This window comes from Arenibaculum pallidiluteum, assembly GCF_017355985.1.
GTDB lineage: Bacteria > Pseudomonadota > Alphaproteobacteria > Azospirillales > Azospirillaceae > Arenibaculum > Arenibaculum pallidiluteum.
The window spans coordinates 59,410-85,288 of the sequence record NZ_JAFIQU010000013.1 but is presented as its reverse complement, the minus strand read 5'-3'; the positions used below and the strand labels follow the sequence as shown (position 1 = coordinate 85,288).

Genomic DNA, 25,879 nt, shown 5'->3' with positions numbered 1-25,879 from the left:
GCCGCCGGACCGGTGGGCGGAAACGCCGTCTTGGGAGGACCAATGTCGTTCATCGGAAGAATCGCAAGCAGGCTCCTGGTCTCCGCCGCCGCGCTGGCGGCGGCCTGCGGCTCGGCCAGCGCCGCAACCGAGCTGACCATGTCGTCCTGGCTGCCGCCGGGATACTTCCTGGTCACCGACGCCATGAAGCCGTGGGCCGAGAGCATCGAGCGCGAGACCCAGGGACGCGTGAAGGTCACCATCCTGCCGGCACCGATCGGCAAGCCCGCCGGCGCCTTCGACGTCGCTCGCGAGGGCCAGGCCGACATCACCTACGGCATCCACGGCTACCAGCCCGGCCGCTTCGAACTCAGCAAGGCCGTCGAGATGCCGTTCGTCGGCGACAATGCCGAGGCGATCTCGGCGGCCTACTGGCGGATCTACAAGAAGCATTTCGAAAAGGCTGCCGAGCATCGCGGCGTCCAGGTCCTCGGCGTCTTCACCCATACGCCGGGCCACATCATGCATGCGACGCGCCCGATGGCCACGATTGATGACCTGCGCGGGCAGAAGATGCGCGTGGGTGGGGGCGTCGTGAACGACACGGCCCAGGCGCTGGGCATGAGCCCGCTGCTGCACCCGGCTTCCGAGGTCTACCAGATCCTGTCTAACGGGGTGGCGGACGGGGTGCTGTTCACGCTGGACAGCATCGAAGGCTTCAAGCTGACCAACGTGGTCAAGCACGTGACTGTGATCCCGGGCGGGCTGTACAACTCCTCCTTCTTCCTGGTGATGAACCAGGCGAAGTTCCGGGGGCTTCCGAAGGAGGACCAGGAGGCCGTCATGCGGGTCTCGGGCGAGGCGTTCTCGCGCCTGGCCGGGCGGGCCTTCGACAAGGCGAACGCCCGGGCCATGGACCACGTCAAGGCCAACAACATCCAGCTCGTCACCGCCTCGGACACCATGATCCAGGGCATCCGGGAGCGGACGGCGCCCATCGAGGCGAACTGGATACAGGCCGCCGCCAAGAAGGGTGTCGACGGCAAGGCCGTGCTGTCCGAGCTGCGCGCCGAGATCTCCGCGATCCAGGGTGGGGCCAAGTGAGCACGGGCGGCGGCGTCGCGCAGCGCATGATCTCGGTTATCGAGCTCGTGCTGCGCCTCGTCGTCGCCCTCATCCTGTTCGGGATGATGGCGCTGACGGTGGTGGATGTCGGCGGACGCTACTTCTTCAACCGGCCGCTTCTCGGGGCGTTCGAGGTGACCGAGGTGCTGCTGGGGATCATGGTCTTCTGCGGGCTTCCGCTGGTCTCGATCTCGCGCGAGCACATCACCGTGGACCTGCTGGACACGGCGGTTCCCGCGGCCCTGCGCAACCTGCGCGACGGCATCATCTCGCTGGTCTGCGCGGGCGCGATGGCGTTCATCGCGGCGCATCTCTGGACGAAGGCGGCCGACGCCGCCGAATACGGGGACTCGACGGCGACGCTGCTGCTGCCGCTCGCGCCCGTGATGTACCTGATGAGCGTGATGTGCGGGATCACGGCGCTGATCCTCGTGCTGCTCGGCATCGCCGAGTTCTTCTCGCCGCGCAAACCTTCCGACCAAGGCAGCACCCTCGGGGCGACATGACCGCGACACTTATCGGCTTCGCTGCCCTTCTCGTCCTGATGGGCCTGCGGGTGCCCATCGCCTTCGCGATGGGGCTGGTCGGCTATGTCGGCTTCGGCCTGCTGGTGAGCTGGACCGCCGCTGCGTCCATGGTGGCGACCACGGCCTATGAGACGGGGCTCACCTACAGCCTCGCTGTCGTGCCGCTGTTCATCCTGATGGGCAATCTGGTGACCCAGGCCGGCCTGTCGGGCGAGCTCTACGCCGCCTCCTACGCCCTGCTGGGCCATCGGCGGGGCGGCCTCGCCATGGCGACGGTGCTCGCCTGCGCGGGCTTCAGCTCGATCTGCGGCTCCAGCCTCGCCACGGCGGCGACCATGGCGAAGGTCTCCATGCCGTCCATGCGAAAGTACGGCTATTCCATGGAGCTGGCCACGGGCTCGATCGCCTCGGGCGGGACGCTCGGCATCCTGATTCCGCCCAGCGTCGTGATGATCATCTACGGGCTGATGACCGAGCAGGACATCGGCAAGCTGTTCGTCGCGGGGCTGCTGCCCGGCGCCGTGGCGGTGCTCTGCTATCTCGGCGCGATCGCCTTCGTGACCTGGCGCGATCCCAAGGCGGGCCCGCCGGGCGCGCGCATGAGCTGGCCGGAGCGGCTCCAGGCCTTCAAGGGCATCTGGGGGATCGTCACGCTGTTCCTCGTCGTGATCGGCGGCATCTACGGCGGCATCTTCACGCCCAACGAGGCGGCCGGCATCGGCGCCGCGGGCGCCCTGGCCTTCACGCTGCTGCGCGGGAAGATGACCTGGCGCATCCTGTTCAACGTCCTGGCCGAAAGCGCCCGGACCACCGCGATGATCTTCTCGATCCTGATCGGCGCGCTGGTCTTCTCGAACATGATCAACATGACCCAGGCGCCCACCGTCCTGACGGAATGGATCGTGGCCCAGGGCTTCTCGCCGATGCTCGTTATCTTCGTGATCGTCGGGATCTACTTCATCCTCGGCTGCCTGCTGGAAAGCCTGTCGATGATCCTGCTGACGGTCCCGGTCTTCTACCCCGTGATCGCGGCACTGGACTTCGGCGCCATGATGGATCCCCAGCTCGTGCTGATCTGGTTCGGCATCATCGTGGTCGTGGTGACGGAGATCAGCCTGATCACGCCGCCCGTGGGCCTGAACGTCTTCGTGATCCGCGCCGTCCTGCCGGAGGTGACCACCGGCACGATCTTCCGCGGCGTTACCCCGTTCTGGGTCGCCGACCTGATCCGGATCACGATCCTGATCCTGGTTCCCGGGATCTCGCTGCTGCTGCCATCCCTGATGCGATAGGCGGAGCGACCTGGGATCATCCAGCCGCGGGCATGATCTCATCGCGGCCACGGGCAGGCAGTAGTGAGATTCATGCACCGCACCAGCCAGGAGCAGGCGACATCCATCCGGTACCCGACGCGACGAATCTGCAATCAGCAGATCAGCCGGCTGCTGTGACGACAGGCACCACGGCTGGCGCCTGAAGGTATGTGGACGAGGCGACGACCCCTTCCGAGCCCGCCGGGATCGGGAGGGCAGGCGATGCCTCCTTCGTCGCCGAGGCAGATCCTCGAGTACCGGCCGGCGCATCGTCGGCCTGGCACTCTTCGGTCGGCTCCGCAGTCGGGAGGGTAGCGTCGGCATCAGCTACGCCTCGACGGGCTGCTGCGTTTTGCCCACACAGAGCCTGACCTCGCATTCGCGGCACCCTCCCGCCTGAGCTCCATGTTCACGATCGTGAACATCGCAACGAGGTCGTGTGCGCGCGGGTGAACAGATCCGATCCTGCGACGTGGTGATTCCGCGCTGATTCCCTTGGCTGCGGTCGGTCCGGGTCCGTTGGCACGCCCCTTGTAAGGGGAGCCGGCGAAAGGACCCGGATGATCACTTCAGTTCTCCTTCCGATCGGCCTCGGCGCCGCAGCCACGGTCGCTGCGATGGCGATGCCGCCGCGCCTCGCGATGCCGTTCGCAACCATGGTGGCTGCGGCCGCCTTCGTCCTGTTGCTGTGGGCCGTCCCCCAGGTCGCTGGCGGCGCAGCCATCACGGCATCCTTCTGGGGGGTGCCATCGCTGGGGATCACCGGCGGGCTGTCGCTCGATGGGCTGTCGCTGCTGTTCGCCTTGCTGATCACGGGCATTGGCGCTCTCGTGTTCCTCTACGCCGGCTCCTATCTGCACGACGACCCCAGACGGAGCCGGTTCGCTGCGATCGTCCTGATGTTCATGACGGCCATGCTCGGTGCCGTCATGGCGGACGACGTGGTCACGCTGTTCATCTTCTGGGAGCTGACCAGCCTCGCATCCTTCTTCCTGGTCGGGTTCGACCACGAGAAGGCGACCGCCCGCCGCGCGGCCCTTCAGGCCCTGCTGGTCACGGGCGGTGGCGGCCTGGCGCTGCTGGCTGGGTTGGTTCTGGTCGCCGCAGCGGCCGGAACAACGGCCATAAGCGGGATCATCGCGGCCCGTGAAGCGGTGCTCGCAGCGCCTGCGGCTGAAGCCGCGATGATCCTCGTCATCATCGGCTGCTTCGCCAAGTCCGCCCAAGTGCCTCTGCACTTCTGGCTGCCCAACGCGATGGCTGCGCCGACGCCGGTCAGCGCCTACCTGCACTCCGCCACCATGGTGAAGCTCGGCGTCTACCTGCTGGCCCGGCTCAACCCTGTCTACCTCGAGCATGATCTTTGGCAGGGGGTTCTCACCTGGTTCGGTCTCGCCACCGCCCTGACTGGAGCCTTCCTGGCCCTGCGCGAGACCGACTTGAAGCGGGTGCTGGCCTATACGACGGTGACCGGGCTCGGCACGCTCGTCATGCTGATCGGCATCCCGCCTGCGTTGTCCGCGACTGCTGCCATCGTCTTTCTCCTGGTCCATGCCTTCTACAAGGCGGCGCTGTTCCTGGTGGCCGGAATCGTCGATCACGAGACGGGAATGCGTGACGCATCGGCGCTTGGCGGTCTTGCCCGCGTCATGCCGATCACCGCCCTGGGCGCCGTCCTGGCGGCTTTGTCCATGGCCGGCCTGCCGCCTTTCGTAGGCTTCGTGGCCAAGGAGCTCGTCTACGAGGCCAAGCTCGAATCCGGCGATGCCGCCGGATTGCTGGTGGCAGGTGGGTTCCTGGTGAATGCCGCCATGGTGGCGATAGCGGGGGTGCTGTCCTTCCGCCTCTTCTTCGCCCGTCCGCGTCCAACGCCGAAAGCGCCTCACGATCCCGGGTGGGCGATGATGACCGGCCCGCTGGTCCTTGGCATCCTCGGGCTGCTGGCGGGTGGCATCCCCTCCCTCTTCGGCTCGTGGCTCGTCAATCCCGCGGCGGCGGCGCTGCTTGGCGAGTCCGTCCGCGTCGACCTAGCCCTTTGGCACGGCTTCAGTCCGCTGCTCGTGCTGAGCATCGCCACGGTCGCGATGGGCGTCGGCCTGTATCTCGCCTGGGAGCGGTTGGGCCTGGTCCTGCGCTCCCTCCGACAGCTCGATCGCTTCGGACCTGCCAGGGCCTACGACCGCGTCCTGGGGGCGCTGGTTCCGGCTGCCGCGCGGGTGACGGGCATGGTTCAGCACGGAAGTCTGCGCGACTATTTGCGTACGCTGTTCCTAGTCGCGAGCCTGGGTGCCCTGATCACGCTGGCCTTCCGCGGCGGCATTTCACTGCCCAGTGTCGAGGCGGGCTGGCCGGACCCGCGGATCTTCGTTCCCATTCTCCTGATCGCAGGAGCGGTCGCGGCAGTCCTCGCGCGAACGCTGATCGCGGCGATCATGGCATCGGGCCTGGTCGGTTTTGCAACCGCCGTCCTGTTCCTGGTGAACGGTGCGCCGGATCTCGCCTTTACCCAGTTCGCGGTCGAGACGCTGTTCGTGGTGATCCTGGCTGCGACGCTGGTTCGTCTGCCGTTGCGCGGAAGGCTTCCGCGTTCGCCCCGCGACAGGTGGATCGACGCCTCCATCGCCGGCTGCGCGGGAGGAGCCATGACGCTGCTGCTGCTGGCCGTGCTGGCGACCCCCTTCGACCCGCGTCTTTCCGTGTGGTTCGGCGCGGAAAGCGTCCCTGCGGCCCACGGCCGTAACGTCGTCAACGTGATCCTCGTCGACTTCCGTGCCCTCGATACCCTCGGCGAGATCACCGTCCTGGCGCTGGCAGCCATTGCGGTTCTCGCCGTGCTGCGCTCGATCCGTGGGGAGACCAGAGCATGAAGCCGACGCTGATCCTTCGCAGCTCGTCGGCCCTGCTTCTCTGGTGCCTGGTCGCGGTTTCGGTTTACGTCCTGCTCCGTGGCCACAACGCCCCGGGCGGTGGCTTCATCGGAGGCCTCATCGCCGCGGCCGGGGTGGCGGTCTACGCCGTGTCGAGGGGCCGGGCGGCCGCACTGCGGATGCTGCGCCTGCATCCGGCGGCACTCTGTGGCCTTGGACTTCTCGTCGCGGCTGCGAGCGGTCTGCCCGCATTCCTGGATTCGGCCGCGGCCTACCTGACGCATCGCTGGTGGTTCCCCGATGTCGGCATCCAGCTGCCGCTTGGGACCCCGCTGCTCTTTGATCTCGGCGTGTACCTGACCGTGCTCGGAACGGTGACCGCCATGTTCCTGTCGCTTGTCGAAAAGTGAGCCCATGGAGATCGCGGTCGCACTTGCCACCGGAATCGTCACCGGCTGCTCGGTCTACCTGGTGCTGAGCCGTCACCTGATCCGGGTTGCCATAGGATTCGTCCTGTTCAGCACGGCTGCCAACATCGCCATCTTCCTGTCCGGCCGGCTCGGCCCGATGGCGCCGCCGGTGGTCGAGGCCGGAGCCGGCGCGCTCGCCGCGGACGCAGCCAATCCGCTTCCCCAGGCGTTGGTCCTGACCGCCATCGTGATCGGATTCGGCCTGGTCGCCTTCACGCTGGTCCTGCTGCTGAAAGGCTTCATCCGCCTCGGGACCGTCGATGCGGATGACCTGCGCGAGACCGACAGGCCCGACAATGCGCCCGCGGCAGTGCGCCCGGCCGAGCCCCGGCGGGAGGCCGCGTGATGCAGCCGCTCCTCGCATCACCGCTGCTGATCCCGCTCGCGACGGCGGCCATGACCGCTCTGCTGTGGAGCCGTCCGGTCGCCCAAAGGGTAGCCAGCGTTGCGGGCGCCGCGGCCCTGTCCATCGCCACCATTCTGCTTCTTCTCGAGGTTGCCGGCGGCCCGCCGCTGGTTGGACGCATGGGGAACTGGCCGGCGCCCTTCGGGATCGTCCTCGTCGTCGACACCTTCTCCGCGATCATGCTCGCAATCGCTGGACTAAAGGCCCTTGCAGTCGCCGTCTATATTCTTGGCTCCGGGCGGGCCTCGCGCGACAGGCGAGGCCTCCACCCGCTGTTCCACGGACTGCTGTTCGGTGTCTGCGGCGCATTCGCGACCGGCGACCTCTTCAACCTCTATGTCTGGTTCGAGGTGATGCTGATCGCCTCCTTCGGCCTGCTCGTGCTCGACGGCACCAGGGACCAGGTCGAAGGCGGAATCAAGTACGTGGCCCTGAACCTGATCGGGACCTCGTTCTTTCTGATCGCGGTCGGCCTTCTCTACGGGCTCACGGGAACGCTCAACCTCGCCGACCTTGCGCGGACCGTCCCGACGGTCGGGAACCAGGGAGCAGTGGCAGCCATCGGCCTGCTGATCCTCGTCGCGTTCGGCGCCAAGGCGGCAGTGTTTCCCCTGTTCTCGTGGCTGCCTGCGGCCTACCACACCGCTTCCATGCCGGTCGCCGCGATCTTCGCGGCACTGCTTACCAAGGTCGGCGTCTATGCGATCATCAGGGTCTTCACCCTGGTCTTCGGCTACGATACCGGCTTCTTCGGCCCGATGCTGACGGTCGTCGCCATGGCGACCATGGTGACCGGCGTCCTTGGCGCCGCGGCCCACTACGACGTGCGCCGCATCCTGTCATTCCACATCATCAGCCAGATCGGCTACATGCTGGTCGGCGTCGCGCTGATGACCCCGCTCGCTCTCGCCGGCAGCATCCTCTACATCGTCCATCATATCGTCGTTAAGGCAAACCTGTTCCTGATCGCCGGCGCCATCAAGCGCGAGGGCGGGTCCTTCGCGCTCGGGCGCCTGGGTGGGCTGTGGGCCGCGAAGCCGCTGCTGGGGTTGATGTTCCTGATTCCGGCGCTGTCGCTCGCCGGGCTACCGCCGCTTTCCGGCTTCTGGGGCAAGCTCGCTGTGATCCGCGCCGGTCTCGAGGCCGAGGCCTGGCTGCTCGCGGGCGTGGCCCTGATCGTCGGGCTGCTGACTCTCTTCTCGATGGTCAAGATCTGGAACGAGGCGTTCTGGAAGCCGCAGCCGAATCCGCATCCGGTCATCCCGCTCGGACGCATGGCTCGTTTCGGCACCTACGCTCCCATCGCCGTCCTCTGCGTGCTGACGATGACGATCGGCCTATGGACCGAGCCCTTTGCCGCTTTGTCCGTCGCTGCGGCGGAGGGGTTGCTCGACCACGATGCCTACATTGCGGCCGTTCTGGGGCCCGTGCAGGCCGCGACCCTCACGGAGACGACGCCATGATCGCCGCCCTCGGCTGGACGAAGGTGGCCGGCACCTTCCTGATCGAGCTCGCCAAGGCGACGCTCGACACCATCAAGGCCGTGCTGGGAGCACAGGAAAGGCTCAAGCCGGCGATCCTCGCCGTGCCGCTGGACGTGCGCTCCCCGGAAGGCATCACCCTGCTGGCCAATATGATCAGCCTGACGCCGGGAACGACCAGCCTGGATGTGTCCGCGGATTGCCGGACGCTCTACGTCCACGCGCTTCATTCGCCCGACACCGAGGCCACCATCACGGGGATCAAGGCGACCCTGGAACGACGGGCGCAGGAGGTGCTGCCATGAGCCTTGTCACGGGAGCCGCAGCACTCGGCTCATTCATCGTCAGCCTCGGACTCCTGGTGGTCGCCTGGCGCGTGCTGCGCGGTCCGTCCACTGCGGATCGCGCCATTGCCACCGACATGCTCGGCCTTCTCGGGATTGCCGCCGGGGCGCTGACCGCGATCCTGTCCGGCAGCACCGCGTTTCTCGACGTGGCGCTGGGGGTTGCCGTCTTCGGCTTCCTCGGGGCGGTCGCGTTGGCCGGCCTTATGGAACGCGGGAGCGTCTCGCATGAGGAGGCGGAGCAATGACGATCGCCTGGGAGATCCTGTCGGCGACGCTCATCCTGGCAGGCTCGGTGATCATCGGCCTGGCCGCGTTCGGAGTGGCCCGGCTGCCCGATCCCTTCACGCGCATGCATGCGGCCACGAAGGCGGGCGTCGTCGGCTCGGGCCTGCTGCTCCTGGGAGCGGCGGCTACGCTTGGTGGAATGGCCGCATGGATAACCGCGATCGCAGGTGTCGCTTTCCTGCTCGCGACCACCCCGATCGCCGCGCATGTCCTCGGCCGGGCCGCCTACATCGCGGGCGCGCCGATCCATCCGGCCACGATGAGCGACGCGCTCGCGGGCGTGCTCGACCGGCGCGTCTTCGACATCGACCCGGCCCGCAGGCCGCGTGCCCGCCTGCCGGCTCCACCGGAGGGTGCCATGACTCCTGTTCCCTTGCGCGATCAGTCCCGTGCGGCCGCCGCCACGTCGGCCGAGACGACCCGGCGTATCGTCTGCTGGCTGGGAGGCGGTGCCGCGCAGCGGGAGGCGATCGAGTATGCGACCCAACTCTCGGCCGCCTCCGGGGCGAAGCTGCTCGGCCTCACCGCCTTGGACCCGGCCCCGTCGGTGCGGCCCGAGGCGATCCCTGCCGGCGGCGGCTACTGGGCACGCTGGTCAGCGGATCGACGCCGCGCCCATATGCGCGAGGTGGCTGCATCGGCCTTGCGCGAGTTCGAGTCGGCGACCCATGGCCAAGTGATCGACGTCGCCACCCGTCACGACGAGACGGGGTTGGACGGGCTCGCCGCGATGGTCGCAGGCTGCGACCTCGTGGTCGTCCCGGCCGGCGTTGGGTACGACGGTTTCGATGCGGCTCCCGACGAGGAACTTGCCACGATCATCGCGCGCCAGTCGTTCGTCCCGATTCTGCGGGTGCTTCAGCGGCCATCCAGGATCAGCAGCGTGGTCTTCGTGGTCTCCGGCACGGCTGGCTGCCCACAGCTTGCCCGGAGGTTCCTGCACTCCGGGATATGGCCCGATGCTACGGTGACGCTACTGCCCGTCGCCAGCTATCGGCCGATTGTCCAGACGGCGATCGACGAGCAGGTCGCTTTGATTCAGGCGCACGGCCGCAGCGTGGCCGTCATGGATCCGATCGACCTGGACTTCGAGCCCGACGCGCTTCGCCGAAGCATCCGACGGTTCGACGGGGCCGTGATGGGTTGCCTTTCGCATCAGTTCGGCTGGTTCGGCATGGTCCGGAGCTGCCCGTTCGAAGTCACCGCCGGCACTCTTCCGGTTACGCTCTTGCCGTAAGGCCGGTCGAGGCCAAGTTGGGAGGATGAGGATCCCGAATTGGACCAAGGCACCTGTCCCGCCGTCCCTGCGCGTGCCGGCCATCGCGGCTGTCATGGTCTTTGCGGTCGCGGTCGGCTCGACCCAGGTGGCGGTCCGCATCATGGCCTCGCGCGAGGGTGAACGGCTCGAGCGTCTGGCCCAGGTTTATCTCGACGGGATCGCAGCCAGCATCGGCCCATCGGTCACCTCGGGCACCGCGATCGAGATCGAACGACGCTTCGCGAGCGCTCTCGACCAGCAGGTCGGCATCGCGGAAAGAGCGCTCTTCGCCTTTGACAGCGACGGTCGGCTGGTCGCGCGTGCCGGCGACGGCACCATCGATGCGCGTCCCTTCGAAGACATCCTGCGGCTGCCGTTCAACGTCGACGCCGAAGAAAGGATCGGCTGGGCCGGCCGCCGCCTCGGGCCCAGGGGCGAGGGTGGAGGTGGCGTGGTCGTGGCGCTCGACGTGTCGAGCATCATCGCGGCGCGCGATCGGCTGACATGGGCCGTGATGGCAGTGGACCTCGCATTCTCCTTTGTCTGCGGGTTGCTGGCCTATTTGGTCCTGCAGCGCCTCTCGCGCCCTGTCCGCATCCTGGTGGATCACCTTGGATCCCAGCCCCCCGGCAAGCCTGTGCCCTTGCCCAAGCGCGTCCTGCGGGAGGCCGATGCCGAGAGCGCCCGGCTCTTCGCTGCCTATCAGCGCATGGTCGAGGGCGTTAGGGATCGAGAGCGCCTGCTCCGTGCGCTCGCGGATCAGGAGCAGGCGGCGGCGCTGGGCCGCATGGCCGCAACCATGGCTCACGAGGTCCGCAATCCGTTGGGCGGGCTGGCCACGGCGATATCAACCCTTCGACGCTTCGGCGAAGACGCACAGGTCCGCGCGGAATCCCTGGGGCTCCTGGAAAGGGGGATCGAGACGATCGACCGGATCGTGACGGGAGCCCTCGACCTGTATCGCCCGCCGGATGACCGCCGCCTGACGCGCCAGGATCTCGACGACCTGCGTCATCTCGTGGCACCCGAGGCCGCGCGGCGCGGGGTGGCGCTGGCGTGGAAGGTCGACGTGCCCGAAACGCTCGGTCTCGGCGCGGCCGAGGTCCGTCAGGTGCTCCTGAACCTGCTCCTGAACGCCTGCGCCGCCACGCCTGCGGGAGGCACGGTGGGCCTCGCCGCAAAAACGGAGGGAGACAAGCTGATCTGCGAGGTCACGGACCAGGGCCCTGGCCTTGATCAGGCCGTGGCATCGCGGCTGGCCGAAGGCCGCACCGATCGGGAGGCTCGACGCCTCGGGATCGACGTGGTCGTGTCGCTCCTGGGAGCGCTTGACGGTCGTGCCACCGTGAACAGCGAATCCGGTCGTGGAACGCTGGTCCGGCTGGAGGTTCCCTTCACTTTCGGAGCCCGGCAGGCGGGTCCGCACGCCGCCGCGCAGGCGCAGGACGCTCTGAATGCAGGATGATGCGATGAGCGAGGGTGGCTGGGTGCTCCTGATCGAGGACGACGCCGTCCTTGGTCCGGCACTGGTGCAGAGGCTGCGCCTCGAAGGCCTGAAGCCGAGATTGGCGACGACCGGACGGGAGGCGCTGGACATTCTACAAGAGTTGGTTCCGCCACGCGCGGTGGTGAGCGACATTCTCCTTCCGGATATGGACGGGGAGGCCATCTTTAGGCACCTCCTGGACATGCACGGGGCGTTGCCGGTCTATTTCATTACGGCGTTCGGCCAGGTCGATCAGGCGGTGCGCCTGATGAAGGCGGGCGCGCGGGACTATCTGACGAAACCGATCAACGTCAACACCTTGGTCGATGTGCTGCGCGAGGTCTGCCGGGAGCACGCAGCCCCGGCTGAGGGTGGAGCGCTGGGCGTCTCGCAGGGGATGCGGCATGTCGAGGCGCTCCTGCGGAAGGCGGCTCGGGTCGACATTCCGGTCCTGATCACCGGTGAGACCGGCGTCGGCAAGGAAGTGGCTGCGCGGCTGCTGCACGGTACGTCGCCGCGGGCGGCCGAACCATTCGTCGCCGTCAACTGCGCGGCCATTCCACGCGACCTCGTGGAAAGCACGCTGTTCGGCCACGAGAAGGGGGCTTTCACCGGCGCCGTCGGCCCCGGCATGGGTCTCTTCGAGCGGGTCGGATCAGGCACGCTTTTCCTCGACGAGGTGGCCGAACTGCCGATTGATCAGCAGCCCAAGCTCTTGCGCGTGATCCAGGAGCGGCTCTTTCTTCCGATCGGTGCGCGCCACGAGCGACGCTTCGGGGGCCGCCTCGTATGTGCCACCCACGCCGATCTCCCCGCACTGGTCGCCAAGGGGAGCTTCCGGGAGGATCTGCTCTTCCGGATCAACGTCGTCGAACTCCGTGTTCCGCCGCTTCGCGAGCGTCCCGACGACCTGCCGATGCTGGCATGGCACTTTCTGGAGGATGCGACGAGCCGGTTCGGAATCGGGCCGCGGACGCTGTCGCCCGAGGGGATCGCGGCGCTGGCGGAGCATGACTGGCCAGGAAATGTCCGCGAGCTGAGGAACCGCATCGAGCGCGCGGCTGCCCTGGCAGACGGTCCCGTGATCGGACGGTCGGACCTCTTTCCGGAGACTGCGCTGGAGAGCACCTACCGTGGGGTGCAAGGGTCCCTCGACGAAGCACTTGCGGCAGCGACGAGGATCAAGGTCGAGGATGCGCTGCGCCGCAGCGGCGGCAACCGGGGGCAGGCTGCGCGACATCTTGGGGTGTCGCGGACGACGCTCTGGAAGCGCATGCGGGAGTTCGGCCTTGCATAGGAGCTGCTCAGGCTCATGAGTGTCCGGCATGGCCCGTCGCCGTGCGGTCCCGGGATGGGCAGGACGGGTCCGGGCTCAGGCTGTCCGAATGGCAACGCGCGAAGCAGGGGGCGGGGGCAGTCTGATCCTATCGGGTTGCCCTGGATCCCGCGCGGGATGCCGGAGGCATGGCGCGCGCCGTCCTTGGCGCGAAACGCAGCACGGCCCATCCAGCCAAGCCTGCCAGCAGCGAGCCGGACAGGATGCCGATCTTGACCTCTTCCTGGAGTGCCGGATCGTTGGCGAAGGCGAGCAGCCCGATGAACAGGCTCATGGTGAAGCCAATGCCGCAGAGCAACGAGACGCCAAGGAACTGAAGCTTGTTGGCTCCCATTGGCACGTCGGCGAGGCCAACGCGGACGGCCACGAACCCGCAGCCGAACACGCCGACCATCTTGCCGAGGAGCAGACCGAAAGCCACTCCCAAGGTGAGGTCGTCCAGCAAGGCATCCGCGGTCACGCCTTCGAGGGATACTCCGGCGTTGGCAAAGGCGAACACAGGGACGATCAGGAATGCGACCCAGTTGTGGAGGCCGTGTTCCAGCCGGTGCAATGGCGATCCCGCCATGTCGTCCGGGCGGCCTCGCGATGGGGCGAGGGGGATGGTAAAGGCGAGCGCGACCCCGGCGATTGTGGCGTGCACGCCGGAGCGGAACACGAAGAACCACAGGGCGAACCCCAACAGCAGGTAGGCCCAGAGCCGCGTCACGCCGCGCCTGTTCATCACCGTCAGAATGAGGAGCACGGCGCCCGCCAATGCTAGGTCCGTGACGGACAGATCACTGGTGTAGAACAGAGCGATGATAACGACGGCGCCGAGGTCGTCGATGATCGCGAGCGCTGCCAGGAATACCTGGAGCGAGGTCGGCACACGCGGACCGATCAGCTTCAAGACGCCGAGTGCGAAGGCAATGTCGGTAGCGGTCGGGATGGCCCATCCGCGTATCGTCGCGGGATCACCCCAGTTGAATGCGACGTAGATCAGCGCCGGGGCCACCATGCCGCCCAGTGCCGAGATGCCCGGCAGCACGCGGCGAGGCCAGGTCGATAGTTGCCCGTCCAGGATCTCGCGCTTGATCTCCAACCCGACGAGCAGGAAGAAGACCGCCATCAGCCCGTCATTGATCCAATATTCGACGCTGAGTGGGCCGACATGGGCATGAAGCCCACTGGAATAGGCATCGGCCAGTGGTGAGTTCGCCACGATGAGGGCGAGCGTCGCGGCGCCCATCAGCACCAGACCGGCCGACGCCTCATTCTCGAGGAAGTGGCGTAGCATCGACAGCGGGCGACGCGTGTGGCTGGCGATGGCCATTCCCGGGTCCTTTCCAAATGGGAATAGAACCGGCCGATAGCCGACACGTCACAGGCCGATGTTCGTAGGCCGCTGCAGATTGGAGCTGGCTACATGCGGAGCGTCGCGCGGTACTCGCGCGGTGCCTGGCCGAAAGCGGCGCGGAAGCTGCGGCTGAAATGGGCGGCGTCGGAGAAGCCCCAGCGGTAGGCGATCTCCGTGACGGTGGCGCCGCGCATGCCGGGGTTCCGCAGGTCGGATGCGCATTTCTCGAGGCGCAGCCCGCGGATGCAGTCGCCGACCGTCGTCCCGGTGGCCTGGAACAGCCGGTGCAGGTGCCTGACGGACATCCTATGCGCCCGCGCGATCGAGGCGGCCGACAGGCCCGGGGCATCCACATGCAGCTCGATATAGGCCCGGATCGCAGCGACCTGGGCATCCGCATGGGCCGGCACGGCGGGGCCGTCGGCGACGTCGTCGTCGAGGAGCATGGACAGGATCATGCTGGTCAGGGCCTCGCGCGCGACCGCCCCGTGCCTTGCGCTCAGCGTGCCGCCGGTCTCGAAGAGCGAGCGGATCATGGCCCCCGCGGCGGCGGCGAGGCCGCCGCGCATCGGCTCGGCCAAGGGCAGCCTGCCGGCCCGCAGGTGGCGCTCGATGAGGCCGCGCGGGATGTGCAGCGAGAACTGGGCGTTGTCCCGGTCGAAATGGAAGGCGCAGGGACGCCCGGAATCGATCAGGGTCATATCGCCGGGCGCGAGGCATGCCTCCCGGTTCATCTGGACCATGCGGCTGCGCCCGCGGAGTTGCATGACCACAAAGCACAGGCGGTCGTCGGCCCGGCCGACCTCCACGCGAGAGCGGCGCACCGAGAGCGTGTTCTGGGCGATCATGGCGCAGTGCAGGCCGCCGAGGCTGCGGACGTCCATCTCGGCGTCCAGGACCGTATCGTCCGGGCCGTACTCCGCGATGAAGGGGCCGCAGACCTTCGCGACCACCTCGTCCCAGGCCGCCCTTCGCTCGCGGGCCGGCAGCCCGCATGTCGTGAACAGCTTCATCCTTGGCTTCCTCCCGGCCTGCGCGGCTGCGCTCCGCCCCGGCCCCCTAGCGGGCGCCGGCCCGCCGTGCGTCCTTGTGCTGGTTCCATGCCGCGAGCTCGCCATGCGCGCTCCTGGCGGCCTCCTGCATGTACTCCTCCTCGACGGTCATGGTCGTGAGCTCGACGCGCAGGCCGTTGGGGTCGAAGAAGTAGATGGACTTGATGATGTGGTGGTCGGTGATGCCCAGCACCTCGACCCCGGCGGCCTTCAGCCGCGCCATGGCGCGCTCGAGATCCTCGACCGAGGTGACTCGCAGCGCGATGTGGTTCACCCAGGCCGGCGTGTTGGGCGAGGGGGCCGGCGCGACGTCGTCGCCGAGGTCGAAGAAGGCGATGTAGGAGCCGTCCTGCATCTGGAAGAAGATGTGCACGTAGGGGCAATACTCGCCCGTGCTGGGGACGTGGTCGGCCTTGATCACGTGTGCCAGCGGCAGGCCCAGCAGATCCTCGTAGAAGGCGCGCGTCTCCTCGGCGTCGCGGCAGCGGTAGGCGAAATGGTGCAGGCCGTGGACGGGCACGGGGGCTGACACGGGGGCGGACATGGCAGTCATTTCTGATCCCTCCTTCTCGGGGTTCGGGAAACGGGGCGGGCTCACAGGCGCGCAGTCCAGGCGGCGATGCGGTCGGCGACCTCCTCGACCAGGTGCGGGGCGCCGGTCAGGTAGTGGTTGCCGCCCTTGACGGAGTGGCGCTCCAGCCGGGATCCCGCCGCCTGCGCCCAGAGGGCGTTGTCCGACGGGAAGACCGACGAATCCGCCGTGTACTCCAGCAGCAGCACGGGGCAGCGCGTCCTGGCGAGGTTCGCGGGGCCGTCGCCGCGGCTGCTCTGCGACCACTGGCTGAGATAGCCCGTGAGCGAAGTGTAGCGGCCCATGCTGTTGGCGGCGTAGTTCTGCGCCCGCGGGAGCCCCCAGACCGTGGTGCCCGGGGCGCGGTCGTTGGGATCGATCGCGGGGTCCAGGCAGCGCGGGTCGGCCAGCGTGCGGTGGATCACGAAGGCTTCGTCGCGGGGGCCGCCGTCGCGGGCGCGGAGCTGGCGCAGCCGCGCCCGGGCCCAGGCCTCGATGCGGGCGTTGCGGGCACGCTGGGCAGCGCGGTAGCGCTCCATGAACTCCGCCGAATAGGGCGGGCCGTTCTCGGGGTTGAACATGTCGATGGCGGGGTCCGACGAGAGCGGGTCCCGCTCGTCGATCACGGCCGGGTCGATCCAGGTGTCCATCAGCCGCGACCGGCCGAGATGGGCGGCCGCCAGGACGATCCCGTCGGCCGGCGGAAGGTCCTGCGGGACCAGGTCGACCGGATCGCCGGCCGGCGTGTCGGTAATGGTTAGCTCCTCGGCCTGGACCTGGAAGAATGCCGAGAGCGCGGCCCCGCCCGAATTGCCCACCAGGACGACCCTCTCGTAGCCCTGGCTGCGCAGCCAGGCGACGCCGGCGCCCATGTCCTGGATCGCGCGCTCCAGCACCAGCACGACGTCGCTGCCGAGATAGCGCGTGTTCAGGCCCAGCGCCGCGATGCCGCGCTTGGCGAGCGGCTCCAGGAGGTAGTGCCCCATGAAGTTGCTGGTCGGGTGCATGATCAGGGCCGCCGTGCGCGCCCCCGGCGGCCTTGCGGCCGCGCCGTAGATCCGGGGCCGCAGCATCTGCAGGCCCGACTGGCTCTCGGCCGCGGCGCCGGGACGCACGTCGATGACGACCAGTTCCATGCTCACCCGGATCTCCCCTTGAAGCCCGGCCGCAGGCCGGGATGGTTCCCATGCAAAAATGCTAGAGATGCCAGCATTTGCGTGTATGTACCCTTGAAGGGGGACAAGCAGCAGGAGATCCGGTCATGACGGTTCAGGTCCGGGACGGGGCTGGCGCGCCCGAGGACGAGCTGAGCGACGCCGCGATCGGCCGTTTCAGCGCGCTGGCCGAGGCCATCGCCGCCATCGGCACGCCGCGCTTCGACGAGGCCTTCCTGGACGGGATCGCCGGGCTGGTCCCGGTCGACCACTGCACGATCAGCAGCTATTCCCAGCCCGAGGGGCTGAAATCGGTGGTGGTGGCCAGCCGGGTCGACCTGTCCGTCGCGCGGTCGCTGACCCGGGACTATGTCAGCCAGTACTATCGCTTCGACCCGAACTTCGCCGAGCTCAGCCGCGTGACGAACAGCCGGAAGGTGATCTTCCGCCGGCACGATCCCACGCGTCTCGCCACGCGCAGCTACGCGCAGCGCTTCTATACGACCGTCGGAATCGTCGACAAGGTCTCGTATATCTGGCGCAGCTCCGACATCGCCTTCTACCTGAACCTCTACCGCACGCAGCGCTCGGGACCATTTCGGCAGGGCGAGGTGTCGGTGCTGTCGCGGCTTGCGACGCTGCTCACCAGCATCGTGCGCCAGCATTGCGCCCACTACATCGTGCAGGCGGACATCAGCGCGGGGCGGACGCTGCCCTTCGTGGAGCGGCTGATCGACCTCGCGAGCGGACGGCTCACCGCCCGCGAGCAGGCGGTGTGCAGCCGGATCCTGCTGGGCTACCGGACCGAGGGCATCGCGCTCGACCTCGGCGTCCAGCCCTCGACCGTGATCACGCTGCGCAAGCGGGCATACCAGAAGCTCGCCATCTCCTCGCAGAGCGAGCTCTTCGCGCTGTGCCTGCGCAACCTGCCCAGGCTGATCCGGCCGGAGTGACGCGGCCCGAGTGACCCAGGTCGCGTGAAAAGGCCGGATCAGCCGGGGATCAGCCCCGCAGCAGGGTCCAAAGGTTCTGGTCGCGCTCCGCGGTCCAAAGGCTCGGGTCCCGGACGCCCTCGAGCTCCTCGTACAGGCGCACGACGTCGAAGGGCAGGACATGGGCGAAGACGGGCCAGTCGCCATAGCGCGGCGTCATAGCCGCTTCCGCCGCCGCGAAGCAGGCCTTGATGTCGGCGCCGCCGGCGCGCGCCCTTGTGACGACGTCCCGCAGGTCCGAGAGGAAGGACTGCGTGCCGTCGATGGCCGAGAGCACGGCCTCGCGCGATTGCAGCGCCGCGCCCCGGCCGGGCACCATCACCTCGGCCCCGAGGGCGCGCAGGCGGCCCAGCGTGTCGATCCATTCCCCGACATAGCCGTCGCCGGCATAGACGCCGCAGCGGTTCTCCACCAGATCGCCAGAGAACAGCACCCGGCAGTCAGGGATCCAGCACACGGCATCCCCGTGGGAGTGGCCGCGCCCGAGATAGCTCAGATGCAGCTCGCGCTCGCCGAGGCGCAGGGTCAGGTGGCTGTCGAAGACCAGCTCGGGCATGGTCAGGCCCGGCACCTCCTCGATGCCGCGGAACAGGCGCGGAAAGCGGCGCACCTCGCATTCCAGGTCGGCCTGGCCGCGCTCCAGCACCCATTCCAGGGTCCCCTGGCTGGCGATGATCGTCGCGCCCTTGAAGGCGGAGGCGCCCATCACGCGGACCGCGTGATAATGGGTCAGGAATACGTAGCGCACGGGCTTGTCGGTGACCTGCGCGATGGCGGCCAGCATCTCGCGCGCCAGGGCGGGTGTCGCCCGCGTGTCGATGGCGACGACGTATTCGGGGCCGACCACGAAGCCGCAATTGGGGTCGAAGTCGCTGACGAATCCGTAGACGTCGCGCGCGAGCTCGATCAGCCGGGGCTTCTGCTCGGCGAGGTCCGCCGTCGAGGCGAAGGAGGCGGTCATCGGGCGGTCTCCCGGTTCTGCGTGTCCCGGCTTGCGGTGTCCCGGTTCTGGCCGGCCGAGGCGCGGGCCGCCGCGAGGCAGGCGCGCAGGACGGCCGCATCGCCGATTTGGTTGGCCAGCAGCAGGACGAGCCGCGCGTTGAGCGCGTGGCTCTCCTCGATGCTCAGCCCGGCATGGGTGTCGAGCAGCGCCTCGTAGAAGCCGTCGGGATCCGGGATGTTCGGGTCTGTGCGCATGTGTCTTCCTTCGGGAATCGGTCAGGCTCGCGCCAGCGCGTCGGAGGGCGCCCGGCACAGCGCCCTGGCGAGCGCTGCCTCCAGCGCCGCGGGATCGGCGTCGCGGATGCGGGCGGCAAGGTGCTGGTCCGGACGCACCAGCAGCAGCGTGCCGGGCGTCAGCCCCAGCAGCCCCATGCCGGAGCCGGACAGATGCGGCAGCGGCTGCGCCTCGGCCCCGCAGGCGAAGACGCGGACGGGCCAGCCCCGCTCGGCGACGGCCTGCAGTGCGGCGGCGAGGCCCGGCTGGGCCGGGTCCGGGGCCCACAGCGCGACGAATGCGGCGCCCTCGCCGCGCAGCAGGTCCGACAGCACCCCTTCGCCGAGCCGGACATTGGGCACGGCCTCGCCCTCGGCCCCGGTGTTCAGGGGCGAGGCGTCGTAGCGGAAGGGCGCGGACATCCGGCCCGTGTTCAGCAGCAGCCGGGCGAAGGGGTGCTCGGTCGAAAGGTCGAGCACGGCCTTGCGGATGATCCGCTCCATCTCGGTGCGTGGCGCCAGGAAGCGGCCGGTGCGGCTGGTGACCTTGATGTTGTGCGCGGCGGCGGGACGGCGCTCGGCGTCGAAGCTGTCCAGCAGGGATTCCGGTGCCTCGCCTCGAAGGACCAGCGCCAGCTTCCAGCCGAGATTGTCCGCGTCCTGGATGCCGCTGTTGCCGCCGCGCGCGCCGAACGGGCTCATCACATGGGCGGCATCGCCGATGAACAGCACGCGGCCGCACCGGAAATCGTCCATCAGGTGCGTGCGGTACGAGTAGGGGCCGACCCAGACCACCTCGAATTCGACCTCCGGGCCCAGATGGGCGCGCAGCCGCGCCTCAGCGACCTCGGTGCGGCTGACCTCGGCGGGATCCGCATTGGGCGCCATCTGGTAGTCGATGCGCCAGACTCCGTCCGCCATCAGGTGCTGCCAGACCGCGCGGTTCTCGTTGAACGGCGCCTCGACCCAGGTCCAGCGCTCGGTCGGCAAGGGCTTGCGGAACCGCACGTCCGAGATGCACCAGCGATCCTCGCCGCGCTCGGGATGGGTCGGAAGGCCGAGCCCGTCGCGGATCGGGCTGGCGAGGCCGGTGGCGTCGACGACCCAGTCCGCCTCGATCTCGTAGGCGCCATCGGGCGTCTCGACGCTGAGCACCGCATGCTCCGCGCCCTGGCGGACCGCCGTGACGCGGTTCTTCCAGCGCAGGTCGGTGCGGCCGAGCTCACGGATCCGGTCGACCAGGAACCACTCGACGTAGAACTGCTGGATGTTGATGAAGGGCGGCTGGGCCGAGGCGCTCCCCGGCGCGAGGTCGAAGCTGTAGAGGACCTCCTCGCCCTCGACGACCTTGCCGACGGACCAGGTGATGCCCTTGTCCCGGATGCGCTGGTATATGCCGAGCCGGTCGAAGATCTCGAGGCTCTTCTGGGCGTAGCAGATGCCCCGGCTGGACGCGCCGCGCACGCCGATCGTGTCGTCCTCGTCCAGCAGGACCGCCTCAATCCCCCGGCAGGCGAGGTCGCAGGCCGCGGTCAGCCCCGACAGGCCGCCGCCGACGATCACGACGGGATAGCGCCGCCGCGGGCCGCCCGCCAGCTCGGGTGGACGAACGTAGTCGTAGACGGGCAAGTCGTAGCCGCCGGTCTGCACGCGCGCCGACGATCCGGTCATTGCAATCCCTCCCGAATCCGTGGGCGCGTCGCGCCCGCAGACGTTTGTTTCGCCTACGATGCGCCCCGTCAACAAACGAATTCTGTCCCCTTCGCGGGGGACGGGACGTGCCCTTGGGGACTTGGGATGTGCTCCGCGGCGGGTGCCGTCCGGTCCGAGGTCGCGTCAGGCCGCGGGGGCCGGGCGGGCGATCTTCGCTGCGCCGGCGGCGCGCGGCGGGGATCCTCGACCGGCACGGAGCCGCGCGGGAGGGGGCCGCTTCGGAAGACGCTGCCAAGGGGACAGCACATGGAGCGGGCACAGATATTTGCTAGGCGCGAAATAGGTCAGCATGACCGAGTGTGGCCGGCACCGGGCCGGTCCGGTTTCCGGTGGTCAGGATCGAAAACGGATGTTCCGTCATCCACGATAGCGCAGCGCCTCGACGAGCAGGGCGAAAGCGGGCGATTGCTGCCGCCGACTGGGATAATACAGGTGGTAGCCGGGAAATGGCGGCGTCCAGTCCGCCAGCACACGGACCAGGCCACCGGAATCCAGATGGGGTTGCGCCACATCTTCGGGCATTAACGCAATGCCGAGGCCATGAAGCGCGGCGTTCCTGATCACCACGATGTCGTTGGCGGTCAGCTGCCCTTCGACGCGCACGTTGATCTCACGCGTGCCCTGCTCGAATTCCCAGGCATAGACTTCGCCCAGTGTGGGCAGGCGTAGATTGATGCAGCTATGCGTCGCTAGATCCTGAGGGACCTTCGGCTTGCGGCGCTTCTTGAAGTAGGCGGGCGTGGCAACGGCGGCCATGCGGATTTCGGGTCCGATCCGCACGGCGATCATGTCGCGGGCGACACGCTCGCCCATCCGGATGCCGGCGTCGAAGCGCTCGGCAACGATGTCCCGGAGCATGTTGTCGACGACCAAGTCGACCTGGGCATCCGGGTACTCGGCCAGGAAATTTGCAAGCGAGGGCCAGAGGATCGTTTCTGCCGCGTGGTCCACAGCAGTGAGGCGGATGATGCCGGCCGGCTTGTCGCGAAGCTCGGACAAGGCGGCCAGGCCTGTCTCGATCTCCTCCAGATGCGGGCCTACGGTCGCGATCAGCCAAGCTGCGTCCGCGCGCAACTGCGATGAAGGCGCCAAGTTCGGCGAGCGGGGCACGGGATAGCCGGAACCGCTTTGCCCCGCATTCCTGACACGCGTCGGCGTTCAAGGGTGCGGGCCAGTGCTCTCCAGCTACGCCGTCAAGGGCGCGGGCGGCTGAGCGAGGCCGGATTGTGTCCGGCTTGGTAGGCCGAAAGGGCGCGCCCCCGGGGCCGGTGCACCGGCCCCGGGGGCGCTGCGCGAAGCGTCAGGCGGCCTTGAAGGCGCGCTGGTTGATGTCGCCCTCGGCCAGCTGGTTCAGCTTCTGGTCGGTCGCCTTCTCCTCCTCGAGCGTCTGCTCGAGCAGGCGGGCGATATCGTCCATGCCGCAGGTCTGGGCGAGGGTGCGCAGGGAGCCGTAGCTGGCGATCTCGTAGTGCTCGACCTTCTGGGCCGCCATGACGAGGGCCACGTCCAGAACCTCGGGCGGATGATCCTCTCCCATGATCTCCTCGGCCTCCTCGATGAGGCCCTGCGTCGCCTCGCAGGTGTTCCCGCCGGGCTGGGCACCGAGGATCTGGAAGATCTGCTCGAGCCGGCGGATCTGGCCCTCGGTCTCGCGGAGGTGAGTCTCGAACGCCTGCTTCAGCTGTGGCGAGGATGCGGCCTGGGCCATTTTCGGAAGGGCCTCGGTGATCTGCGTCTCGGCGCTGTAGGTATCCTGCAGCTCTTCGATCAGAAGGTCCTTGAGCGCTTGTTCGGACATCGGGGTCTCCCGTGAGCGGTTGCCCGGCCTCCCCTCGCGAGGGGCCGGTGGAACGCAGACAACAACGGGGTCGCCTGTTCGTCGCGCGGGCGATGCGTGTCCTGTACGCAAGGATGGACGGAGACCGTGGACGGGCGCGGGCGCGCCGGGCCGGCTCGGGGTTCAGCTACGGCTCAATTCTCAGCCAGGGCTCAGGAGGTCGGCTCGCCGCGCTCGGCCAAGCCGTTCTGCATGGCCCAGACTGCCGCCTGAGTGCGGTTGCGGGCGTTGATCTTGGCCATGATCTGGCGGAGATAGAGCTTCACCATCTCCTCGGTCGTGCCGAGATGGCGCGCGATTTCCTTGTTGCTGCGTCCGTGCGCAACCAGCGACAGCACGCGGACGTCGCGCTCGACGAGCCCGGGCAGCCCCAGCAGTTGGAAACCGGGCTCGGGTGCCGCCTGGGCGACTGAGGGATCGTCGCCGCCATCGCGATCCTCGGCCAGCAGGAGGGAGGCGATCTCCGAAGGCAGCACGGCTTCGCCCGTCAGCACCAAGTGGAGCGCCGGGACCAGGGCTTCGGTCGACATTCGGTACAGCAGGAAGGCCTTGGCTCCCACGCGAAAGGCCATGCGCGCGTGCTCGAAGCCGAAATCCTGCGCGATCACGACGACATTGGCGGAGCGGGCACAGGAATCGCGGAATGCCGTGTTGTGGGCGGTGGCGTAGCCGAGGTCGAAGATGATCAGGTCGGCCTCGTCAGGGGAGGTCGCGCCATCCGCTTCCTCGGGCCGGGTGAACACCTCGAAGCCATTGAGCTCCAGCAGCTTCGCAAAGGAGATCCTCTCCAGCCTGCTGGCGTGATGGAACAGTACCGTCGGCCTGGTCATCGTCGTTCCGCCCTGTTGGTCCCCACCCCGTCGGTCACCCATCCCGCTGGTTACCTGTGGGGGCATGCCGCCCACGGCGGTCCTTCGCTCAGTCGACGAGCGCGGCTTCCTGCCGGACAACGCCGTGCTGCACTGCCCAGATCGCAACCTGCGTGCGGTTGCTGGCGTTGATCCGCTTCATGATCTGGCGCACGTACATCTTCACGAGATCCTCGGTCACTTGGATCGAGCCCGCGATCTCGCGGTTGCCGACGCCCGACGCGATCATGTCGATGATCCGCAGGTCACGGCGGGTGAACTCGATGCCCGCACCGGAACGGATGCGCTCGAGCGCCGGATCAGAGGGGACGGCAGCTTGCCTGGAGCCGTTCTTCCTCTTGAATTCCCGGGAGAAGATCTCTCGCGTCAGCTCCGTGGGAAAGACCTTCTCCCCCGCCATAACCAGGCGCAGTGACATGACGAAGGCCTCGGAGGAGAGGCGGTTCAGGACATAGCCATTCGCACCGAGGCGGAGCGCCAGGCGGAGGTCGCCCAGGCTGAAATCGTCGGCGACGAACACGATGCGAGCCGGGGACTGGCACCAGTCCTGCAGCGCCTTCACGTTGCGACGGAAGAGGGCGAGGTCCGTGATGAACAGGTCGGGCGGCTCGCTTGGGACCCCCCTCGTTTCACCGGTCGGGATGCGCTGGAACTCCGTCGACTTTAAGAGCTCGAAGATGGATTCCTCGTGCAGCCGCGTCCGATGGTGGACGAAAACCTTGGTGTTACCCATGGCAGGATCTCCCATTGCACTGCGACTCACCGACGCCTGTGCTGCCAACCCCTGTGCCAGTCCCGACCCGCCATTCACCGGCGCAGCCTGCCCCGACGCGATTATGACGGACGCTTGTCCGGGTTCCGGAACTCGCAAGCGAGTTATCCGTTTAGACACTCTTATGCACCACGGCATCATGCCCGCAGAAGGCTGACCCTGTCTTCTTGCCTGTTGGGACTGCGTTCCTCATCCTACTTACTTAGGCACCCCGATCCCTTCGGATCAGCCATTTGGTGCGCAGCGCGCGATACCTCCTCTTCCGATGCGGCTTTCGGCGCCATCGGCCTTACCCCGTGCGTGATGATCCGGTCCTGGTATGGCGGCTAAGGTCAAGGAGGTCGGGCGCCACCGGAGGCTGGCATCGCCTGGGGCAAGTTCGACGGCGTCGCTGCAGTGGATGCCCTTGCCTGCGGCAAGCATCGCCGTGCCGGTCGGGCTATCCCCGGCGGTGCGGGGCGGCGGACCGTGCGGCGGAGTTGGGGGCTCCGCCACTCGGGGCTCATGCCGGCGCGCGTCCCTGATCGAACAGATTGCCCGTCAGGAATGCGACCTGGGTGCGATTCGTCGCCCCCAGCTTCTTCATGATGTGGCGCACATGCACCTTGACCGTGCTCTCGCAGAGCTTGAGCTGGTAGGCGATCACCTTGTTCGGCTTGCCCTCCCTCAGGCAGGCGAGGACCTGCATCTGTCGCGGCGTGAAGCCATGCGTGCCGTCATCGGATTCGTCCGCATGTGCCGACGAGACCTCCTGCGCGTGGACATGCCGGATCGCGCTCGACGGCACGAAGACGCCGCCGGCCTGAACGAGCCGGATGGCCCCGACAACCACGGCAATGGCGGTGTTGGTGGGGATGTAGGCGCGGACGCCGCGGTCCAGCGCCTCCAGCACGCATTCGGAATTCTCCTGGTCGGCGATCACGAGGATCGGTGCCGAGGGCAGGGCCGACCTCAGCTGCGCGATCTCGGCGGTGACACCGGGATCGGAGATCGGCGAGGTGCTGAGATTGAGGAGGATCATGGACGCGGCGCCCGGATGCGAAGCTGCCCATGCAAGGGCTTCATCGACCGAGCTGGCCGCAGCCAAGCCAAATTCGGGAAGCGAGGACGCCAGCCACAGCGTGAAGCACTCGAGTGTCAGCTTGCGGGTGTCGATCACGATGATGGCCCTGCGGGGCGGCGAGGACGGGGCGTGCTCGCTGGTCTCTTCGCTGTCAGGTCCAGAGACGTAATCGACGTCGTCCTGAAAAGCCTCAGACTTTATTGCAAATCCCGCGTCCCTCATGCGCTCCCCCATCGTTACAGGACAATATCCGCCCACGTTTCGAACGCCTGCTGCGAAGGTGATCAAGGCCAAGCGCGTGCGATGCCGATACAAGTTTTCCACTGGTTAAGATCGCCCGAAAATTCCGTGGGGGCTTCTTGATTGTTGCGTTTTAAAAAGTGCAAACTTCGCAGCTGTCGTGAAGTTTCTGTCGGGGTTCC

The 25,879-nt window shown here is 67.8% G+C and carries 25 protein-coding genes; 13 read left to right on the top strand and 12 right to left on the bottom strand.

The features are described 5' to 3' along the window. Window positions 1-42: 42 nt before the first annotated feature. The 12 genes from JUB13_RS21940 to JUB13_RS21885 all read left to right on the top strand — a co-directional run bounded on the left by JUB13_RS21940 (window position 43) and on the right by JUB13_RS21885 (window position 12,841). The gene (locus JUB13_RS21940) at window positions 43-1,083 is read left to right on the top strand and encodes a TRAP transporter substrate-binding protein (protein ID WP_207482652.1); all 1,041 of its coding nucleotides are present in this window, start codon (window positions 43-45) and stop codon (window positions 1,081-1,083) included. Continuing rightward, window positions 1,080-1,610, top strand: coding sequence for a TRAP transporter small permease (locus JUB13_RS21935; protein ID WP_207482650.1), 531 nt, complete (start codon window positions 1,080-1,082; stop codon window positions 1,608-1,610). The genes JUB13_RS21940 and JUB13_RS21935 overlap by 4 nt, the downstream gene beginning before the upstream one ends. Further along, the gene (locus JUB13_RS21930; RefSeq protein ID WP_207482648.1) at window positions 1,607-2,923 is read left to right on the top strand and encodes a TRAP transporter large permease; all 1,317 of its coding nucleotides are present in this window, start codon (window positions 1,607-1,609) and stop codon (window positions 2,921-2,923) included. The genes JUB13_RS21935 and JUB13_RS21930 overlap by 4 nt, the downstream gene beginning before the upstream one ends. Before the next feature lie 581 nt (window positions 2,924-3,504). After that, the gene (mbhE, locus tag JUB13_RS21925) at window positions 3,505-5,811 is read left to right on the top strand and encodes a hydrogen gas-evolving membrane-bound hydrogenase subunit E (RefSeq protein ID WP_207482646.1); all 2,307 of its coding nucleotides are present in this window, start codon (window positions 3,505-3,507) and stop codon (window positions 5,809-5,811) included. Next, window positions 5,808-6,221: an MnhB domain-containing protein gene (locus JUB13_RS21920; protein ID WP_207482644.1), complete on the top strand. Its 414-nt coding sequence runs from the start codon at window positions 5,808-5,810 to the stop codon at window positions 6,219-6,221. Before mbhE ends, JUB13_RS21920 begins: the two co-directional genes overlap by 4 nt. A 4-nt stretch (window positions 6,222-6,225) precedes the next feature. Continuing rightward, a complete protein-coding gene (locus JUB13_RS21915; protein WP_207482642.1) occupies window positions 6,226-6,627 on the top strand; it encodes a sodium:proton antiporter in 402 nt (133 codons plus the stop codon). Beyond that, window positions 6,627-8,150, top strand: a complete 1,524-nt coding sequence (locus JUB13_RS21910; protein ID WP_207482640.1) for a proton-conducting transporter transmembrane domain-containing protein — start codon at window positions 6,627-6,629, stop codon at window positions 8,148-8,150. Before JUB13_RS21915 ends, JUB13_RS21910 begins: the two co-directional genes overlap by 1 nt. Then, window positions 8,147-8,473: a Na+/H+ antiporter subunit E gene (locus tag JUB13_RS21905; protein ID WP_207482638.1), complete on the top strand. Its 327-nt coding sequence runs from the start codon at window positions 8,147-8,149 to the stop codon at window positions 8,471-8,473. Before JUB13_RS21910 ends, JUB13_RS21905 begins: the two co-directional genes overlap by 4 nt. Then, on the top strand, window positions 8,470-8,760 hold the full coding sequence (locus JUB13_RS21900; protein WP_207482636.1) for a monovalent cation/H+ antiporter complex subunit F: 291 nt from the start codon (window positions 8,470-8,472) through the stop codon (window positions 8,758-8,760). Before JUB13_RS21905 ends, JUB13_RS21900 begins: the two co-directional genes overlap by 4 nt. Continuing rightward, a complete protein-coding gene (locus tag JUB13_RS21895) occupies window positions 8,757-10,037 on the top strand; it encodes a cation:proton antiporter (protein ID WP_207482634.1) in 1,281 nt (426 codons plus the stop codon). The genes JUB13_RS21900 and JUB13_RS21895 overlap by 4 nt, the downstream gene beginning before the upstream one ends. Before the next feature lie 25 nt (window positions 10,038-10,062). Then, complete coding sequence (locus JUB13_RS21890; protein ID WP_207482632.1) at window positions 10,063-11,523, top strand: sensor histidine kinase; 1,461 nt, start codon at window positions 10,063-10,065, stop codon at window positions 11,521-11,523. 22 nt (window positions 11,524-11,545) lie between these two features. Next, on the top strand, window positions 11,546-12,841 hold the full coding sequence (locus JUB13_RS21885) for a sigma-54-dependent transcriptional regulator (RefSeq protein ID WP_328702985.1): 1,296 nt from the start codon (window positions 11,546-11,548) through the stop codon (window positions 12,839-12,841). Between the two features lie 127 nt (window positions 12,842-12,968). Here JUB13_RS21885 and nhaA read toward each other — a convergent pair whose 3' ends face one another. From nhaA to JUB13_RS21865, 4 genes are all read right to left on the bottom strand, one after another. Further along, a complete protein-coding gene (gene nhaA, locus JUB13_RS21880) occupies window positions 12,969-14,195 on the bottom strand; it encodes a Na+/H+ antiporter NhaA (RefSeq protein WP_207482628.1) in 1,227 nt (408 codons plus the stop codon). 89 nt (window positions 14,196-14,284) lie between these two features. Further along, window positions 14,285-15,232: a transcriptional regulator FeaR gene (gene feaR / locus JUB13_RS21875; RefSeq protein ID WP_207482626.1), complete on the bottom strand. Its 948-nt coding sequence runs from the start codon at window positions 15,230-15,232 to the stop codon at window positions 14,285-14,287. A gap of 46 nt (window positions 15,233-15,278) precedes the next feature. Continuing rightward, window positions 15,279-15,824: a VOC family protein gene (locus JUB13_RS21870; protein WP_236025130.1), complete on the bottom strand. Its 546-nt coding sequence runs from the start codon at window positions 15,822-15,824 to the stop codon at window positions 15,279-15,281. A gap of 41 nt (window positions 15,825-15,865) precedes the next feature. Then, on the bottom strand, window positions 15,866-16,984 hold the full coding sequence (locus JUB13_RS21865; protein WP_207482624.1) for an alpha/beta hydrolase: 1,119 nt from the start codon (window positions 16,982-16,984) through the stop codon (window positions 15,866-15,868). 119 nt (window positions 16,985-17,103) lie between these two features. On the opposite strand from JUB13_RS21865, the gene JUB13_RS21860 reads away from it, so the two are divergent. Further along, window positions 17,104-17,949: a helix-turn-helix transcriptional regulator gene (locus JUB13_RS21860; protein WP_207482621.1), complete on the top strand. Its 846-nt coding sequence runs from the start codon at window positions 17,104-17,106 to the stop codon at window positions 17,947-17,949. 49 nt (window positions 17,950-17,998) lie between these two features. On the opposite strand, the gene JUB13_RS21855 is transcribed toward JUB13_RS21860, so the two are convergent. The 8 genes from JUB13_RS21855 to JUB13_RS21820 all read right to left on the bottom strand — a co-directional run bounded on the left by JUB13_RS21855 (window position 17,999) and on the right by JUB13_RS21820 (window position 25,751). Then, window positions 17,999-18,949 carry an MBL fold metallo-hydrolase gene (locus JUB13_RS21855; protein WP_207482619.1) on the bottom strand — a complete coding sequence of 317 codons (951 nt, stop codon included), beginning with the start codon at window positions 18,947-18,949 and terminating at the stop codon, window positions 17,999-18,001. Continuing rightward, window positions 18,946-19,185, bottom strand: a complete 240-nt coding sequence (locus JUB13_RS21850; protein ID WP_207482617.1) for a DUF2783 domain-containing protein — start codon at window positions 19,183-19,185, stop codon at window positions 18,946-18,948. Before JUB13_RS21850 ends, JUB13_RS21855 begins: the two co-directional genes overlap by 4 nt. Before the next feature lie 21 nt (window positions 19,186-19,206). Beyond that, entirely contained in the window at window positions 19,207-20,874 is a 1,668-nt protein-coding gene (locus JUB13_RS21845; RefSeq protein ID WP_207482615.1) for an FAD-dependent oxidoreductase, read from the bottom strand. Window positions 20,875-21,273: 399 nt separating this feature from the next. After that, entirely contained in the window at window positions 21,274-21,990 is a 717-nt protein-coding gene (locus JUB13_RS21840) for a LysR substrate-binding domain-containing protein (RefSeq protein ID WP_207482613.1), read from the bottom strand. Window positions 21,991-22,216: 226 nt separating this feature from the next. Further along, window positions 22,217-22,714 carry a YciE/YciF ferroxidase family protein gene (locus JUB13_RS21835; protein WP_207482611.1) on the bottom strand — a complete coding sequence of 166 codons (498 nt, stop codon included), beginning with the start codon at window positions 22,712-22,714 and terminating at the stop codon, window positions 22,217-22,219. A 191-nt stretch (window positions 22,715-22,905) separates the two neighbouring features. After that, window positions 22,906-23,583, bottom strand: a complete 678-nt coding sequence (locus JUB13_RS21830) for a LuxR C-terminal-related transcriptional regulator (RefSeq protein WP_207482609.1) — start codon at window positions 23,581-23,583, stop codon at window positions 22,906-22,908. A gap of 88 nt (window positions 23,584-23,671) precedes the next feature. After that, window positions 23,672-24,355 carry a LuxR C-terminal-related transcriptional regulator gene (locus tag JUB13_RS21825; RefSeq protein WP_207482607.1) on the bottom strand — a complete coding sequence of 228 codons (684 nt, stop codon included), beginning with the start codon at window positions 24,353-24,355 and terminating at the stop codon, window positions 23,672-23,674. 541 nt (window positions 24,356-24,896) lie between these two features. Further along, window positions 24,897-25,751, bottom strand: a complete 855-nt coding sequence (locus tag JUB13_RS21820; protein ID WP_207482605.1) for a response regulator transcription factor — start codon at window positions 25,749-25,751, stop codon at window positions 24,897-24,899. Between the last annotated feature and the right edge of the window lie 128 nt (window positions 25,752-25,879).

What these genes read in the sequence shown, in the direction of transcription:
- JUB13_RS21940 (WP_207482652.1), top strand. Translation starts at nt 43, where the DNA reads ATGTCGTTCATCGGAAGAATCGCAAGCAGGCTCCTGGTCTCCGCCGCC.
- JUB13_RS21930 (WP_207482648.1), top strand. Translation starts at nt 1,607, where the DNA reads ATGACCGCGACACTTATCGGCTTCGCTGCCCTTCTCGTCCTGATGGGC.
- mbhE (WP_207482646.1), top strand. Translation starts at nt 3,505, where the DNA reads ATGATCACTTCAGTTCTCCTTCCGATCGGCCTCGGCGCCGCAGCCACG.
- JUB13_RS21920 (WP_207482644.1), top strand. Translation starts at nt 5,808, where the DNA reads ATGAAGCCGACGCTGATCCTTCGCAGCTCGTCGGCCCTGCTTCTCTGG.
- JUB13_RS21915 (WP_207482642.1), top strand. Translation starts at nt 6,226, where the DNA reads ATGGAGATCGCGGTCGCACTTGCCACCGGAATCGTCACCGGCTGCTCG.
- JUB13_RS21910 (WP_207482640.1), top strand. Translation starts at nt 6,627, where the DNA reads ATGCAGCCGCTCCTCGCATCACCGCTGCTGATCCCGCTCGCGACGGCG.
- JUB13_RS21905 (WP_207482638.1), top strand. Translation starts at nt 8,147, where the DNA reads ATGATCGCCGCCCTCGGCTGGACGAAGGTGGCCGGCACCTTCCTGATC.
- JUB13_RS21900 (WP_207482636.1), top strand. Translation starts at nt 8,470, where the DNA reads ATGAGCCTTGTCACGGGAGCCGCAGCACTCGGCTCATTCATCGTCAGC.
- JUB13_RS21895 (WP_207482634.1), top strand. Translation starts at nt 8,757, where the DNA reads ATGACGATCGCCTGGGAGATCCTGTCGGCGACGCTCATCCTGGCAGGC.
- JUB13_RS21890 (WP_207482632.1), top strand. Translation starts at nt 10,063, where the DNA reads ATGAGGATCCCGAATTGGACCAAGGCACCTGTCCCGCCGTCCCTGCGC.
- nhaA (WP_207482628.1), bottom strand. Translation starts at nt 14,195, where the DNA reads ATGGCCATCGCCAGCCACACGCGTCGCCCGCTGTCGATGCTACGCCAC.
- feaR (WP_207482626.1), bottom strand. Translation starts at nt 15,232, where the DNA reads ATGAAGCTGTTCACGACATGCGGGCTGCCGGCCCGCGAGCGAAGGGCG.
- JUB13_RS21870 (WP_236025130.1), bottom strand. Translation starts at nt 15,824, where the DNA reads ATGACTGCCATGTCCGCCCCCGTGTCAGCCCCCGTGCCCGTCCACGGC.
- JUB13_RS21860 (WP_207482621.1), top strand. Translation starts at nt 17,104, where the DNA reads ATGACGGTTCAGGTCCGGGACGGGGCTGGCGCGCCCGAGGACGAGCTG.
- JUB13_RS21855 (WP_207482619.1), bottom strand. Translation starts at nt 18,949, where the DNA reads ATGACCGCCTCCTTCGCCTCGACGGCGGACCTCGCCGAGCAGAAGCCC.
- JUB13_RS21850 (WP_207482617.1), bottom strand. Translation starts at nt 19,185, where the DNA reads ATGCGCACAGACCCGAACATCCCGGATCCCGACGGCTTCTACGAGGCG.
- JUB13_RS21845 (WP_207482615.1), bottom strand. Translation starts at nt 20,874, where the DNA reads ATGACCGGATCGTCGGCGCGCGTGCAGACCGGCGGCTACGACTTGCCC.
- JUB13_RS21835 (WP_207482611.1), bottom strand. Translation starts at nt 22,714, where the DNA reads ATGTCCGAACAAGCGCTCAAGGACCTTCTGATCGAAGAGCTGCAGGAT.
- JUB13_RS21830 (WP_207482609.1), bottom strand. Translation starts at nt 23,583, where the DNA reads ATGACCAGGCCGACGGTACTGTTCCATCACGCCAGCAGGCTGGAGAGG.
- JUB13_RS21825 (WP_207482607.1), bottom strand. Translation starts at nt 24,355, where the DNA reads ATGGGTAACACCAAGGTTTTCGTCCACCATCGGACGCGGCTGCACGAG.